24 protein-coding genes and 2 pseudogenes are annotated in these 13,693 nt (G+C 55.2%); 2 read left to right on the top strand and 24 right to left on the bottom strand.

All coding sequences use genetic code 11. From position 1 onward, the window contains the following. Positions 1–12: 12 nt before the first annotated feature. The 23 genes and pseudogenes from rplE to rpsJ form a co-directional block, all read right to left on the bottom strand. The gene (gene rplE / locus Q1B13_RS02545; RefSeq protein ID WP_298937832.1) at positions 13–573 is read right to left on the bottom strand and encodes a 50S ribosomal protein L5; all 561 of its coding nucleotides are present in this window, start codon (positions 571–573) and stop codon (positions 13–15) included. Beyond that, complete coding sequence (gene rplX, locus Q1B13_RS02550) at positions 566–877, bottom strand: 50S ribosomal protein L24 (protein ID WP_298937831.1); 312 nt, start codon at positions 875–877, stop codon at positions 566–568. The genes rplE and rplX overlap by 8 nt, the downstream gene beginning before the upstream one ends. 2 nt (positions 878–879) lie before the next feature. Then, on the bottom strand, positions 880–1,248 hold the full coding sequence (rplN, locus tag Q1B13_RS02555) for a 50S ribosomal protein L14 (RefSeq protein WP_298937830.1): 369 nt from the start codon (positions 1,246–1,248) through the stop codon (positions 880–882). A 76-nt stretch (positions 1,249–1,324) separates the two neighbouring features. Continuing rightward, complete coding sequence (gene rpsQ / locus Q1B13_RS02560; protein ID WP_298937829.1) at positions 1,325–1,555, bottom strand: 30S ribosomal protein S17; 231 nt, start codon at positions 1,553–1,555, stop codon at positions 1,325–1,327. Between the two features lie 4 nt (positions 1,556–1,559). Next, positions 1,560–1,766, bottom strand: a complete 207-nt coding sequence (rpmC, locus tag Q1B13_RS02565) for a 50S ribosomal protein L29 (protein WP_037311745.1) — start codon at positions 1,764–1,766, stop codon at positions 1,560–1,562. A gap of 197 nt (positions 1,767–1,963) precedes the next feature. Beyond that, positions 1,964–2,389 carry an ester cyclase gene (locus Q1B13_RS02570; RefSeq protein WP_298937828.1) on the bottom strand — a complete coding sequence of 142 codons (426 nt, stop codon included), beginning with the start codon at positions 2,387–2,389 and terminating at the stop codon, positions 1,964–1,966. A 199-nt stretch (positions 2,390–2,588) separates the two neighbouring features. Continuing rightward, complete coding sequence (locus Q1B13_RS02575; RefSeq protein WP_298937827.1) at positions 2,589–2,795, bottom strand: cold-shock protein; 207 nt, start codon at positions 2,793–2,795, stop codon at positions 2,589–2,591. Positions 2,796–3,001: 206 nt separating this feature from the next. Then, the gene (locus Q1B13_RS02580) at positions 3,002–3,622 is read right to left on the bottom strand and encodes a 2OG-Fe(II) oxygenase family protein (protein WP_298937826.1); all 621 of its coding nucleotides are present in this window, start codon (positions 3,620–3,622) and stop codon (positions 3,002–3,004) included. 50 nt (positions 3,623–3,672) lie between these two features. Next, a complete protein-coding gene (locus Q1B13_RS02585) occupies positions 3,673–4,221 on the bottom strand; it encodes an amino acid synthesis family protein (RefSeq protein WP_299077861.1) in 549 nt (182 codons plus the stop codon). A gap of 161 nt (positions 4,222–4,382) precedes the next feature. Continuing rightward, positions 4,383–4,796 carry a 50S ribosomal protein L16 gene (rplP, locus tag Q1B13_RS02590; RefSeq protein ID WP_085823145.1) on the bottom strand — a complete coding sequence of 138 codons (414 nt, stop codon included), beginning with the start codon at positions 4,794–4,796 and terminating at the stop codon, positions 4,383–4,385. A 12-nt stretch (positions 4,797–4,808) separates the two neighbouring features. Further along, positions 4,809–5,519 (bottom strand): 30S ribosomal protein S3, encoded by a 711-nt coding sequence (rpsC, locus tag Q1B13_RS02595; RefSeq protein WP_037311761.1) that lies wholly within the window; start codon positions 5,517–5,519, stop codon positions 4,809–4,811. Then, positions 5,519–5,899 (bottom strand): 50S ribosomal protein L22, encoded by a 381-nt coding sequence (gene rplV, locus Q1B13_RS02600; protein ID WP_120633916.1) that lies wholly within the window; start codon positions 5,897–5,899, stop codon positions 5,519–5,521. The genes rpsC and rplV overlap by 1 nt, the downstream gene beginning before the upstream one ends. Before the next feature lie 3 nt (positions 5,900–5,902). After that, complete coding sequence (gene rpsS / locus Q1B13_RS02605; protein WP_010437056.1) at positions 5,903–6,181, bottom strand: 30S ribosomal protein S19; 279 nt, start codon at positions 6,179–6,181, stop codon at positions 5,903–5,905. Positions 6,182–6,184: 3 nt separating this feature from the next. Continuing rightward, positions 6,185–7,027, bottom strand: a complete 843-nt coding sequence (gene rplB, locus Q1B13_RS02610; RefSeq protein ID WP_298937824.1) for a 50S ribosomal protein L2 — start codon at positions 7,025–7,027, stop codon at positions 6,185–6,187. A gap of 179 nt (positions 7,028–7,206) precedes the next feature. Beyond that, positions 7,207–7,800, bottom strand: a complete 594-nt coding sequence (locus Q1B13_RS02615; protein ID WP_299077863.1) for a Swt1 family HEPN domain-containing protein — start codon at positions 7,798–7,800, stop codon at positions 7,207–7,209. 102 nt (positions 7,801–7,902) lie between these two features. Continuing rightward, the gene (locus tag Q1B13_RS02620; RefSeq protein WP_299077865.1) at positions 7,903–8,442 is read right to left on the bottom strand and encodes a DUF5343 domain-containing protein; all 540 of its coding nucleotides are present in this window, start codon (positions 8,440–8,442) and stop codon (positions 7,903–7,905) included. 330 nt (positions 8,443–8,772) lie between these two features. After that, positions 8,773–8,862 (bottom strand): annotated as a pseudogene (locus tag Q1B13_RS02625) (50S ribosomal protein L23); the annotation flags it as partial. Positions 8,863–8,867: 5 nt separating this feature from the next. Continuing rightward, positions 8,868–9,044 (bottom strand): hypothetical protein, encoded by a 177-nt coding sequence (locus Q1B13_RS02630; protein WP_299077868.1) that lies wholly within the window; start codon positions 9,042–9,044, stop codon positions 8,868–8,870. 66 nt (positions 9,045–9,110) lie between these two features. Then, positions 9,111–9,329, bottom strand: a complete 219-nt coding sequence (locus Q1B13_RS02635) for a DUF6500 family protein (protein WP_299077871.1) — start codon at positions 9,327–9,329, stop codon at positions 9,111–9,113. A gap of 148 nt (positions 9,330–9,477) precedes the next feature. Further along, positions 9,478–9,774: a 50S ribosomal protein L23 gene (locus tag Q1B13_RS02640; RefSeq protein ID WP_299077874.1), complete on the bottom strand. Its 297-nt coding sequence runs from the start codon at positions 9,772–9,774 to the stop codon at positions 9,478–9,480. Then, the gene (gene rplD / locus Q1B13_RS02645) at positions 9,771–10,388 is read right to left on the bottom strand and encodes a 50S ribosomal protein L4 (RefSeq protein ID WP_298937823.1); all 618 of its coding nucleotides are present in this window, start codon (positions 10,386–10,388) and stop codon (positions 9,771–9,773) included. Before rplD ends, Q1B13_RS02640 begins: the two co-directional genes overlap by 4 nt. After that, positions 10,385–11,110 (bottom strand): 50S ribosomal protein L3, encoded by a 726-nt coding sequence (gene rplC / locus Q1B13_RS02650; protein ID WP_037314939.1) that lies wholly within the window; start codon positions 11,108–11,110, stop codon positions 10,385–10,387. The genes rplD and rplC overlap by 4 nt, the downstream gene beginning before the upstream one ends. 18 nt (positions 11,111–11,128) lie before the next feature. Continuing rightward, positions 11,129–11,443 (bottom strand): 30S ribosomal protein S10, encoded by a 315-nt coding sequence (rpsJ, locus tag Q1B13_RS02655; protein WP_008756422.1) that lies wholly within the window; start codon positions 11,441–11,443, stop codon positions 11,129–11,131. 281 nt (positions 11,444–11,724) lie between these two features. Here rpsJ and Q1B13_RS02660 point away from each other — a divergent pair, with 281 nt between their 5' ends. Beyond that, on the top strand, positions 11,725–12,702 hold the full coding sequence (locus Q1B13_RS02660) for an oxidoreductase (protein WP_299077877.1): 978 nt from the start codon (positions 11,725–11,727) through the stop codon (positions 12,700–12,702). Positions 12,703–12,929: 227 nt separating this feature from the next. Then, positions 12,930–13,271: a RidA family protein gene (locus Q1B13_RS02665; RefSeq protein WP_299077880.1), complete on the top strand. Its 342-nt coding sequence runs from the start codon at positions 12,930–12,932 to the stop codon at positions 13,269–13,271. An 83-nt stretch (positions 13,272–13,354) separates the two neighbouring features. Here Q1B13_RS02665 and tuf read toward each other — a convergent pair. Further along, positions 13,355–13,693: pseudogene (gene tuf, locus Q1B13_RS02670) on the bottom strand (elongation factor Tu); the annotation flags it as partial.

Raw genomic sequence — 13,693 nt, forward strand, 5'->3', positions numbered from 1 at the left:
TCCTCCCGGCGCTCAGGCGTTGAACGGCATGTTGAATTGCTTCAACAATGCCTTGCCTTCAGCGTCGGTTTTCGCTGTGGTGGCAATTACGATATCCAGGCCCCAGACCTCATCGACCTTGTCGAAGTCGATTTCCGGGAACACGATGTGCTCTTTCATGCCCATGGCAAAGTTGCCTTGACCATCGAAAGACGGCTTTACACCGCGAAAGTCACGAATACGCGGCATCGCGATGGTGATCAGGCGATCCAGGAATTCGTACATCCGGTCACCGCGCAGGGTCACTTTCGCACCCAGCGGCATGTCTTCACGGACACGGAAACCCGCGATCGACTTTTTCGCCTTGGTCGAAACAGCCTGTTGACCAGCAATCGCAGTCAGATCCTCGACGGCGGCTTTTGCTTTTTTGGAATCCCGAACAGCTTCTGCACCACATCCGATATTCAGAACAATTTTTTCCAGCTTGGGCAGCTGCATGTCGTTCTTGTAACCGAACTCTTCTTTCAGAGCCGGGCGGATGGTTTCAGCGTACTGAGCTTTCAGACGCGGGGTATAGTTTGCGGTATCAAGCATCGATCACGTCCCCCGTGGTCTTGGCGAAGCGCACTTTCTTGTCGCCTTCCATGCGGAAGCCAACGCGGGTTGCTTTGCCGTTTGCGTCCAGCAGAGCCAGGTTCGACAGTTCGATCGGATTTGCCTGAGGCAAGCGACCGCCCTGATTGTTCTGGGTCTGGCGGGTGTGACGGATCGCGATGTTTACGCCATCAACGACAGCTTTACCGGCGGATGGATCAACCGAGGTGATAGTCCCCTCTTTGCCCTTGTCCTTACCGGCAAGCACGACGACCTTGTCGCCTTTGCGGAGTTTAGCAGCCATGATTACAGCACCTCCGGAGCGAGTGAGATGATTTTCATGAAGTTCTTGCCGCGCAGTTCGCGAACAACGGGGCCAAAGATACGGGTACCTACCGGCTCATTGTTGTTGCCCAGAATGACGGCGGCGTTGCGATCGAAACGGATCGCGGTACCATCTTCGCGGCGAACTTCTTTGGCGGTGCGCACGACGACGGCCTTACGGACGTCCCCTTTCTTTACGCGGCCGCGCGGGATGGCTTCCTTCACCGAGACGACGATTACGTCGCCAACGGAGGCGTATTTACGCTTGGAACCACCCAGGACCTTGATGCACTGAACTCGGCGTGCGCCGGAGTTGTCAGCGACATCCAGATTGGTCTGCATCTGGATCATGTGGTTTCTCCCGACCTGTGGGGGCTGGTCTGGTTAGATCCCCCAGGGTTTCGACAAATGGAAAAATCCTGGAAGCTTAAGCTTCCAGAACCTCCCAACGTTTAGTCTTCGATTTCGGCGCGCATTCGATGATGCGGACTGCATCGCCGACCTTGAAGGCATTCTTTTCATCGTGAGCCCGGTATTTCTTGGACTTACGGATGGTTTTCTTCAGAACCGGATGCGTAAAGCGGCGCTCGACGGATACGGTTACGGTTTGTGCGTTGGCATCGCTGGTTACGGTGCCGGACAGGATACGCTTGGGCATAGGATTACTCCTCCGATGCCGCAGCAGCGGCCTTTTCGTTCAGAATGGTTTTGACGCGGGCAGCGTTGCGGCGGGCCGCTTTGATGCCGGCGGTGCTTTCCAGCTGACCGGTGGCCTGTTGAAAGCGCAGGTTAAAGCTTTCTTTCTTCAGGTTGGCCAGTTCCTCGCGGAGCTGGTCCGGGGTCTTGTCACGCAGTTCTTGGGCGTTCATCGCCTTTTTCCTTTGCTCAAAACACCAGAAGGCCCCTTAAAGGGTCACCTTTGACCTGGTGGATGAATGATAGACATACGAATCCCCCGACTCAGCCGGGTGATCGCAAGATGCCGCTCTATAGGGGAGTCGCTGGTGGGTGGCAAGGGAAACTTTGGGAAGACACAAGCAGCTACTCTAAGCACGCTATTCCTTGCTTACTTCACTAAGCCCAAATGTCGTGCGATGGTGGCGCTGTCGTAATAGTCTCTTCCCTCAACAACCATGCCACCTTTCACCCGCATCACCGAACAATAACGCACTTCGTATCGCTTTCCGGTCGGTTCGAATTCACCAAGGCTTGAATGCAGCACACCTGTATGAGTGCCGGTATTGTGGAACTCGACGATAGCCCATTCACCGCAATCGCTGACGATCACATTGTCAACGATGCATTCTCCATCTGGGAATGCCAGTCGCCAGCGCTCGTAGTCCTCTTTGTATGCTAACTTGCCAAGTTGTTTTTCTTCACGAGCAACATCCTCAAACTGGCAATCTTCGGCAATTACCTCGGCGCCGCGATCAGGATCGCGCATACCCCAACTCTCGTGGAATTGGCGAACCACTCGTTCAGCTTCTTTCACAGAAAACACCCCCCATGATCCAAGGAGCATACAAGATTCTATATGAGCTGGCTCCAGATTTTCTCAGATTGTGTTACTGACCATTCCAATCGAAGGTGTGTGGCAACTCAGTCAAAAATCTAGTTAGGTCTAAATTGAAACGAAAAACGCGGCCTCGTTTGCACGAGACCGCGTCTTCAACTGTTAAAGTCTGAGTGACTTACGCCAGAGCGATGTTCACAGCCGACTCACGACCGTCACGGCCGGGCTCGATGTCGAACGTTACTTTCTGGTCGTCGGCCAGGCCGGTCAGACCCGAGCGCTCGACAGCAGAGATGTGTACAAACACATCTTTGCCACCAGTCTCTGGTGCGATGAAGCCAAAACCTTTAGTTGTGTTGAACCATTTTACGGTGCCAGTGGCCATATCCGTAGTCTCCTAATTAGTTGCTGTCCGCGGAATTGCGACAGCGCGGCGTAGTAGGTCTGGATCGAGAGACTGAGCGCCGAAAATCAGGAGACAGTGGTCGAAAAAGAAAAACGTAAGCGTGCCCCACATGGGTTATATTCCAGCACATTGCAAGGCTTATCCCCAATTTGCGTCAAATCTCCTAGGCGATCGGCGGCGCTTTGCTAATCCCACTTGTAGTTGAAGCTAACACTGATCCGCTCTTCCTCGGCCATATTCATCGGCACCTCGTGACGCAGCCAGCTTTCCCAAAGCAGGACATCTCCCAACTCGGGTTTCACATAGATGAACGGCTGCAACTCACGTCGCCCGCCCTTCAGACGCGTCGGCGCTGCCATCATACGGGCCGAGCGGGGATCTTCCAGCTTTAGCACGCTGGTGCCATTGGGCATCGACACATAAGTCGTGCCCGAGATCACGCTGTGGGGGTGGATATGGCTGGCATGCATCCCGCCCTCGGGCAGGATGTTGATCCAGATGTCCTCCAGTTTCAGTTCTCCCTCACCCAGATCAAACTCCAGATCTTTGGCAAAAGCCGCGACGTGCTGGTCCAGCGCCTTGACCAGATCGGCAAAGATCGGAAACCGCCAGGGCAAATCGCTCAGAGAGGCATAGCTTGTGTAACCGGGATAGCCGTTCTCTTCACACCATTCCTGCCCGGCTTCGTCATCCTCTGCGATGACAAGGCAGGAGCTTTCCAGCTCTTCCGGGTCGATCTTGGGATCGAACTCGGACAAAGCTGCGCGATAGAGACGGGTAACGAAAAGCGATTCAATCTGTGCCATGGGCCGGGCATAACCTAGCTTTTCCAGCAAGGCCAGCCTACGCGACCGGGTTATGCCTTTAGGGGCCCCTTGCCGCAGCGCGGGATCGGTCGGCCGCCATCCGCATAGGCAAGGCACAGCACAATCTCGTCCGGTTTCGGTGCATCGGGTACACTCAATGTCATCGTGTCGAAATGGTCGAAAGACCATGGATTGTCCTTATGACCAAGCGGCAGATCAATCGCACAACCTGGCGCACCCAGTTTGGCATTTGAAGGAATAACAGCCTCACCCCCGCCAGCCACCGCGCGCATCGGGGCACCTAGGCGCGGGTGGATTACAGCTCCACCCTGCTCAAGATCACCATTCGCGCCGACGATCACAGCCTTCCCATACGAGACGGGATCACTAGCCAGATGAGCGATTGCTTCAGCCGCGAGAACGCCGCCCACAGTTCCGCCGATTTCAAACAACTCCGACAGATCTTCCGAGAATTTTCCGGCCAGGGGGTTTTGGAACACAGCCATCACCGCAACGCGAACGACTGGCGTGCAAGGCTGGCCAAGTTGATCAGTGGTGACCACTTCTTTGACCAGTACCTTTTTGCGTAACTGAACCATGGCGACCTCTCGTTAACTGATCGGCAGCCTAGGGGTAGGTTTGCCATTCGTCGATCTCAATCACGTTATTGCGGATTTTCTGTACCGAAGAAAAAGAAGACCCCCGCCGGGTTCCCGACGGGGGTCAGTCTTATCACGAACGGGGTCTCCCCCAAAATCGCTTACCAGTCTTCGCGAACCACGACGCGGGTCTTGATCGGCAGCTTCATCGCGGCCAGGCGCAGGGCCTCGCGGGCGATGTCGTCATTGACGCCGTCGATCTCGAACATCACGCGGCCAGGCTTGACTTTGCACGCCCAGCGGTCGACCGAACCTTTACCTTTACCCATACGAACTTCGATCGGCTTTGCAGTGACCGGAGTGTCGGGGAAGATGCGGATCCAGACACGGCCCTGACGCTTCATGTGACGCGTCATGGCACGACGTGCAGCTTCGATCTGGCGTGCAGTTACACGCTCAGGCTCAAGAGCTTTCAGACCGTAGGTGCCAAAGTTCAGATCAGAGCCGCCTTTGGCTTCACCCTTGATCCGGCCTTTGTGCATCTTGCGGAATTTAGTACGCTTTGGTTGAAGCATATCTTTCCCTCCTTAGCGACGACCGCCACCAGCACCACGAGGTGCAGGGCCGTCCTGGAGTTCCTGTGCTTTACGGTCACGTGCCTGTGGATCGTGCTCCATGATCTCACCTTTGAAGATCCAGACCTTGATCCCGATGATCCCATAAGGAGTCATCGCTTCGGCTTGTGCGTAATCGATGTCGGCGCGCAGCGTATGCAGAGGCACACGGCCTTCGCGGTACCACTCGGTCCGTGCGATTTCGGCGCCGCCCAGACGGCCAGCGACGTTCACCCGGATACCCAGAGATCCCATGCGCATAGCGTTCTGAACAGACCGCTTCATCGCGCGACGGAACGAAACCCGGCGCTCCAGCTGCTGAGCGATGGACTCGGCAACCAGTTGCGCATCAAGCTCGGGCTTGCGCACTTCGACGATGTTCAGGTGCAGTTCGCTGTCTGTCATCAGGGCGATCTTCTTGCGCAGAACTTCGATGTCCGCGCCTTTTTTGCCGATGATGACGCCCGGGCGTGCTGTGTGGATCGTGACGCGGCACTTTTTGTGCGGACGTTCGATGATCACACGGGCGATGCCCGCTTGCTTGCACTCTTTGTTGATGAACTCACGGATTTTCAGATCTTCCAGCAGAAGATCACCGTAGTCCTTGGTATCTGCATACCAGCGGCTGTCCCAGGTGCGGTTCACCTGAAGGCGCATGCCGATCGGATTGACTTTATGTCCCATTAGGCTTGCTCCTCAACTTGACGCACCTTGATGGTGATCTCCGAGAACGGCTTCATAATCTTGCCGAACCGACCACGTGCACGCGGGCGACCGCGCTTCATGACCAGGTTCTTGCCAACCCATGCTTCGGCAACGATCAACTCGTCGACGTCCAGGTTGTGGTTGTTCTCGGCGTTGGCGATTGCGGACTGAAGGCATTTCTTCACGTCCTGAGCGATCCGCTTGTTCGAGAACGTCAGGTCGGTCAACGCCTTCTCGACTTTCTTGCCACGGATCATCTGTGCAACCAGGTTCAGTTTCTGCGGGCTGGTACGGAGCATGCGCGTTTTCGCCATTGCTTCGTTTTCGGCCACGCGGCGGGGGTTCTTTTCCTTGCCCATGACTTACTTCCGTTTCGCTTTTTTGTCAGCGGCGTGACCGTAATAGGTCCGAGTTGGCGAATACTCACCGAACTTCTGACCGATCATGTCTTCCGAGACGTTGACGGGGATATGCTTGTGGCCGTTGTACACACCAAAAGTCAGACCCACGAACTGGGGCAGAATGGTGGAACGACGCGACCAGATTTTGATAACTTCGTTACGGCCCGACTCGCGCGCTGCTTCTGCTTTTTTCAGCACATAAGCATCGACGAAAGGACCCTTCCAAACAGAGCGAGACATAGATTAACGTCCCTTCTTCTTGGCGTGCCGCGAGCGGATGATCAGCTTCTGGGACGCTTTGTTTTTGTTGCGGGTACGCTTACCCTTGGTGTCCTTACCCCAAGGCGTAACCGGTGTACGGCCACCCGAGGTCCGACCTTCACCACCGCCGTGCGGGTGATCGATCGGGTTCATAGCGACACCACGGACCGACGGACGCACGCCCTTGTGGCGCATACGACCGGCTTTACCGAGGTTCTGGTTCGAGTTGTCGGGGTTGGACACGGCACCGATGGTCGCCATGCATTCCTGACGGACCATGCGCAGTTCACCCGAGCTCAGACGGATCTGAGCGTAGCCGCCATCGCGGCCAACGAACTGAGCGTAAGTACCGGCCGCACGTGCGATCTGACCGCCTTTGCCAGGCTTCATTTCGATGTTGTGGACGATGGTACCGATTGGCATGCCCGAGAACGGCATCGCGTTGCCCGGCTTGATGTCGGCCTTGGCAGATGCCACGACTTTGTCACCAACAGCCAGACGCTGCGGAGCGAGGATATAGGCCTGCTCGCCGTCTTCGTATTTTACCAGTGCGATGAATGCGGTCCGGTTCGGGTCATATTCGATCCGTTCAACGGTTGCCGAGACATCAAATTTATTCCGTTTGAAGTCAACGATCCGGTAGAGACGCTTTGCGCCACCGCCGCGGCGGCGTGAAGTGATCCGTCCGGTGTTGTTCCGGCCGCCCGATTTGGTCAAACCCTCTGTGAGAGACTTGACCGGACGTCCTTTCCAAAGCTCCGAACGGTCGATCAGCACCAGCCCGCGCTGGCCCGGCGTCGTCGGCTTGTACGACTTGAGTGCCATGCTTTCTGTCTTCCGTTTAGCAAGTGCAGGGATGTTCCCCGCTATGTGATAGGCCCCCGTAGGTGCCAAGGGTATAGGGCCCCGAAGGTCCCCGGTTACAAATATCAGAGGCCCCGGAACGAATCCGAGGCCGCAAGATTGGGTGCGTTTAGCAGTGTTGGGGGTGGGTGTCCAGCCAATTAGGACATTAGTTTGAACCATGAGCGAACAGCTAGATTCAACCTATCCTGTTCAAGCTCATCGGTGGGATTGCAGTGCGCGATCGGTCCTCTTAGAAGGTTCAACTGGTTGGTAATATTGCTGACAGCAGTCTTCGAAGAAAAGATTGGGTCGAAAACATCCCAATTGTCGGTTATCAACTGCGACAACTCGCCGAAGGTTGTATAGTCAATTAGGTCAAAAGATCTGGGAGTTATGCCGCTATCAACTTCCTTTTTATGACGTTGCTGCGCTGGCCTTCTTACCTTCTCTTCATGAACTCGCGAACTGTGCCACCAATCAGCGCCTTCGGCTTCAATCATCGTGTCTTGAACAAGGCGCCGTATCGAATTCTCTAGGCAATAGAATACCTCATAAAACTCCGACATGCGCGCCGCTTCTTTTCTGAGGCTTACTTCGAATTGCTCATACTCCGACACTTTGCGGTCTTTTGTATCACTTGGCTTAAGCCCCAAATCCACTCCGTGATCATTTTGGACTTCCTCCAAATCTGTCACAATCTGTAACCCGCTCATTCCGAATGCTCGGATCAACCCATCCGGACGCTTAGGCATCGTCATCCCTCAAAAGATGCTCTTTCAGACTCTTAAAGATCGCATTGAATACTGCTTGATCGGACGTAGCCGGTAAATTCAGATTGATCGTGTAACCAAGATTCAGGCCAACACTACCAACTTGAGTAGTATTGGTGGAATTAGAGAACTCATGAATTGGCTCGACACCGTTATTCGGCTTCGCGTCTTTTTGATCTGAAGTGTCTTCGAAATCCACCTCGCCAATTTCGCAAATTTCTTCAGCGCACTAATGCAACTGAATGTGTATCTGACGGAGTTCGCGTCGTGTGCTTGCCCCGTTTCCTCGATTATGAGCCCACGAAGACTGTCATCATCAAGTTCATGCATGTATTCGCTTCGAATATAAAGAGGTGCATAAGCCTTCCTAATTGCATTCGCGATAGCTTTTCCTGATGTGGCCGGGTTTCGAAAAGATATGTACAGGTCGGTAGGTTTCCCATCACCTGCAGCGAGTCCTAACTTCTTGAGAAAAGTGGTCATCTGGTTTCCAGAACCACCCGGAATCTTTAGAATTGTTTTTACAAAATCTTGGCTAACAAATTCGGGCACGGCAGCGGCCTTAATGCCAGCTAAAGCTTTTTCGATGTTTCCGGAAGATGTAACGTAAGGAAGTGAGGCCAAAACGCGCTCCTAGTATTAAATGACTCAACTTAGTTTGAGGCTATTCGATCCATAATTGCAATGGCTTGACACAACTCTTAGTAGATAGCTCAACCAAGCGCGGGACAAGGCCGAAGGCCGCCGCGCCAGCGACTGCCCGTCCCGGCGGGCTGGCGCTTTAGGGACGTTTGCGCCTCACTATGAGTTCGGATGTATTTGGCACCATAAAGCGCTCTGTTCAAACGTAGTGGCGCCATCCCACGGGCAGTCGCTGGCGCGGCTCACGGACACAGCCCAACAAAAAAACCCTCTCTCGCGGCGGCCTTCACCTCTGTCCAAAGACGGGTCCGATCAGAGACCGGTGGACACGTCGATGGCGCTCCCCACTTCCATGGTCACATATACCTTCCTGACGTCTTTCCGCTTGCCCAACTGGCCTCGCACGATCACTTCTTGTCGCGCGCGGCCTTCTCTTCTTTGGTCAGTTTGGCGTTCCAGACATTCTTGCTCAGACCAAGCTCAGCGGGCGCGGGTTTGGTTTTGCCGATGCTGACTTTGCCTCCTTTATCCAGGAACTCCTGAATAAGGGCGTCATCTGTTGTTTCTTTGGGGACATGTTTCATGGATGTGACCCTATCCGCATCACACGCCCGGGGCAACGGCGGCAGCGCGGGCATTGCCGCAGCGCCTCACGCACCCGAGTTAATCATGTTGCGGATCTTCACCGCCTTCTCGAAATGATCCAGCTTGTGCTTTTTGATCCACCACTCCGCTGCTTCCATAAGCAATTCTGGATCATCGTTCTTATTGGCAAAAAACGCGTAGAACGACAGGCCAACGGCTTCACCTTTCTTGGCAACCTTTTCGTTGCAGACTGCGGTAGCCTTGGCTCTCAGACTTGATCTCAATGTGGTCGCTCCGTCGTTGCCCTTAGGCCAGTAGCACACCGCTTGAGTGATTGGAATCTGGCAAGCGTGGGCGAAAACAGGCGGTCGCTAAAACAAAAAAACCCCCGCTTGCGCGGGGGCTTTTAATTCGCTCCAAAGATGGATCCGATCAGAGACCGGTAGAGATGTCGATGGTGTTACCCTCTTCCAGGGTCACATATGCTTTTTTGACGTCTTTCCGCTTGCCCAATTGGCCGCGGAACCGCTTGACCTTGCCTTTGGTGATGGTGGTGTTCACCGCCTTCACCTTGACACCAAACAGCGATTCAACCGCTTCTTTGATCTGCGGTTTGTTGCTGTCGATCGCCACTTCAAAGACAATCGCACCGTTTTCAGACGCCATGGTCGACTTTTCGGTGACAATCGGCTTGCGGATCACGTCGTAGTGTTCTGCCTTCGTGCTCATTTCAGTCGAGCCTCCAGTGCTTCGACACCCGCTTTGGTGATCACCAGAGTGTCACGCTTAAGGATGTCATAGACGTTTGCGCCCATCGTTGGCAGGATATCCAGACCTTCGATGTTTGCGGCTGCACGGGCGAACCCTTCGTTCACGGTGGCGCCGTCGATGACCAAAGCGCGTTTCCAGCCCAGGTTTGCAACCTGCTTGGCCAGAGCGGCAGTCTTGCCCTCGGATGCGGCGTCTTCGATCACAACCAGCTCACCAGCTGCCATTTTGGCAGACAGCGCGTGGCGCAGACCAAGTTTGCGGAACTTTTTCGGCAGGTCGTGACCGTGCGAGCGCACGACGGGACCTTTGTAAACGCCACCACCCCGGAAGATCGGTGCCGAACGGGCGCCGTGGCGTGCGCCACCGGTGCCTTTTTGACGATAGATCTTCTTGGTCGAGTAGGACACTTCCGAGCGGGTCTTGACCTTGTGGGTGCCAGCCTGCGCGTTGTTGCGCTGCCAACGGACCACACGGTGCAGGATGTCCGCGCGCGGCTCGAGGCCGAACAGGTCTGCATCCAGCTCGATGTTGCCGGCTTTTTTGCCGTCCAGTTTGATTACATCAAGTTTCATGCTTCACCACCTTCCGCGGGTGCTTCTTCCGCAGGTGCTTCAGTTGCGGCACCTTTTACGGCTGCCGGGAAAGGCAGACCTTCCGGTGCTTTCTTCTTGACGGCGTCCTTGACGGTAACCCAGCCCGATTTCGGTCCGGGAACGGCGCCTTTGATGAAGACCAGGTTCCGGTCGGCGTCAGTTTTGACGACTTCCAGGTTCTGGGTGGTTACACGGGCTGCACCCATGTGACCGGCCATCTTCTTGCCTTTGAAAACCTTGCCTGGATCCTGACACTGGCCAGTTGAACCGTGCGAGCGGTGGCTGATCGAAACACCGTGTGAGGCGCGAAGACCACCGAAGTTGTGGCGCTTCATTGCACCGGCAAAGCCTTTACCAATCGAGGTACCCGAAACGTCAACCTTCTGACCTTCCAGGAAGTGTTCGGCCGAAATCTCAGCGCCCACTTCGATCAGGCCATCGGCTGAGACGCGGAACTCGGCCAGCTTACGCTTGGGCTCGACCTTGGCAGCGGCATAGTGGCCGCGCATGGCCTTCGAGGTGCGTTTTGCCTTGGCAGCACCGGCGCCCAGCTGAACAGCGGTATAGCCATCTTGCTCATCAGTGCGCTGTGCAACAACCTGCAGGTTGTCCAGGTGAAGAACGGTCACAGGGATCTGCTTGCCGTCTTCCATGAACAGGCGGGTCATGCCGACTTTTTTTGCGATAATACCAGAGCGCATAATCTATACCCTCCGATCTTACGACTGCAGCTTGATCTCGACGTCCACACCAGCGGCGAGGTCGAGCTTCATCAGCGCGTCAACGGTCTGGGGGGTCGGATCAACGATGTCGAGCAGACGCTTGTGCGTGCGGATCTCGAACTGGTCGCGGGATTTCTTGTCAACGTGAGGGCCACGGAGAACCGTGAACTTCTCGATCTTGTTCGGCAGCGGGATCGGGCCGCGCACGTTCGCGCCGGTCCGCTTGGCAGTGTTGACGATCTCTTGCGTGCTGGCATCCAGGACGCGATAGTCAAATGCCTTCAGCCGAATACGAATATTTTGGCTTTGCATAATAACAGCCTTTTATCAGGCGTTGAGGTTGAGAGGAGGACAAGCGCGCATCGCCAACCCTCATCGAACCCAAAAGGCGGGAATCACCCCGCCTTGATGTTCTTGTTGAGAACTCGCGCGATCTACAGGGGTGTGAGGGGTTTGGCAAGGGGGAAGTGCAACAAACAGCATTGGTCGGTGAAACAAACCTTTGCCCAACGCGTTTGCCTTTCCCACACGCCCAATACAACATGTCAACATCAAACAACGCCGAAACTGAACCACGACGGCAGGAGCATATCATGGCAATAACTGATCAAGTCCCGACGCAATCGACATTTCACGCCAAGAGCACAGGAGCCGAGGTGTTGAATGGTTTGGACCTCTCGGGGAAAACCGCGATTGTGACCGGTGGTTATAGCGGGATTGGCCTTGAAACGGTTCGCTGTCTGGCCGCAAATGGAGCCTCGGTGATTGTTCCGGTTCGCACTCCGAAAAAAGCCGAGGACGCGCTGGGCGGCGTACCCGGCGATGTTCAAACTGCTCCGATGGATCTGGCGGATCTTGATTCAGTTAAGCGCTTCACCGAAGCGATGCAGGATCAACTTTCGCAGTTGGATTTCCTCATCAACAATGCGGGTATCATGGCCTGCCCCGAAACCCGCGTCGGACCCGGTTGGGAATCTCAATTCGGGGTCAATCATATGGGCCATTTTGCGCTGAGTTTAGGGATGCTCTCCAAACTGAAAGACACATCAGGCGCCCGGGTGGTGAGCCTATCTTCGACAGCTCACAAACTCTCAGACATGATTTGGGACGACATCAACTTTGAGCAGACCGCCTACGAAAAGTGGCAGGCCTATGGGCAGGCAAAGACGGCAAACGCATTGTTTGCAAACGGCCTGTCCCGGCGACTGAAGGACGCCGGAGGTACCGCTTTCTCCGTCCATCCTGGGGGAATTTTTACGCCCCTGCAGCGGCACTTGCCCAAAGAAGAAATGATCGCACTAGGATGGCTCGGAGAAGATGGCGAGCCATCCGAACTGGCCAAGCAAGGGTTCAAAACACCAGAACAGGGCTGCTCAACGACGCTGTGGGCGGCAACGGCAACGGTGCTAGCAGACTACCCCGGTGTGTATTGTGAAGACTGCAATGTGGCAGCACCAACCGACCCGGAAAGCCCCATGGCCCGGTACGTGGGCGTTGACCCACATGCTTGCAATGATGAAAGCGCCGAGCGTTTGTGGGAAATCAGCGAGCGACTTTTGAAAGCTACCTGAGAGCACCAGACTGCAACTCAGCCTGTCCGCTTTTGTGTGACGCCGTAAGGCTACCTTGGCACTTTTTGGTGGCCCTTAAACGCGTTTGACCTGGCGAAAGAGTTCAGAAGTTCTGAAATTGCTTTTATCAGTTTGCGTTTGCGTTGAATGGCATTCTGCATCCAAAAACAACACTGGCAGTACACAACAAATCTGCATCCACTCCTTAGAAATGGCAAGAGACCCTTATGATCAATCGCATAGAGACCGGCGAACGTTCGTCCAAAATTGTAAAACACAACGGAGTCGCCTATCTGACCGGGCAAGTTGCTGAAGGTGAGACGATTCAGGAACAAGTCCGGATTTGCCTTGAGAAGATCGACGCTCTGCTTTTGCAGGCAGGTTCGTCCCGTGAAAAAATGCTGCGCGTGACGATCTGGCTTGCCGACATGAAGGACTTTGCGGGATTGAACGAGATCTGGAATGCTTGGGTTCCCTCCGGGCACGCCCCCGCGCGGGCGTGCGGCGAAGCCAAACTGGCACGCGCCGAACTCAAGGTAGAATTCATAGTCGATGCCGCATACGACTAAGCGGTAGATCAAAAGAAGGCCGCCCGTTGTGGGGCGGCCTTCTTTGTTTCAACGATGTGCCGGGCTGACGCCCGGTCTACCGATTACTCTACAATCTTCGACACAACGCCGGCGCCGACGGTGCGGCCGCCTTCGCGGATGGCGAAACGCAGGCCGTTTTCCATTGCGATCGGTGCGATCAGCTCAACTTCGAACGACACGTTGTCGCCGGGCATAACCATCTCGGTGCCAGCCGCCAGGGTCACGGTGCCAGTCACGTCAGTCGTACGGAAGTAGAACTGCGGACGGTAGTTCGCGAAGAACGGCGTGTGACGACCACCTTCATCCTTGGTCAGGATATAGGCTTCGGCTTCGAACTTGGTGTGCGGTGTTACCGAACCCGGCTTACACAGAACCTGGCCACGCTCAACGCCTTCACGGTC

Source organism: uncultured Ruegeria sp., from assembly GCF_947489545.1.
In the GTDB taxonomy this organism is placed as follows: Bacteria; Pseudomonadota; Alphaproteobacteria; order Rhodobacterales; family Rhodobacteraceae; genus Ruegeria.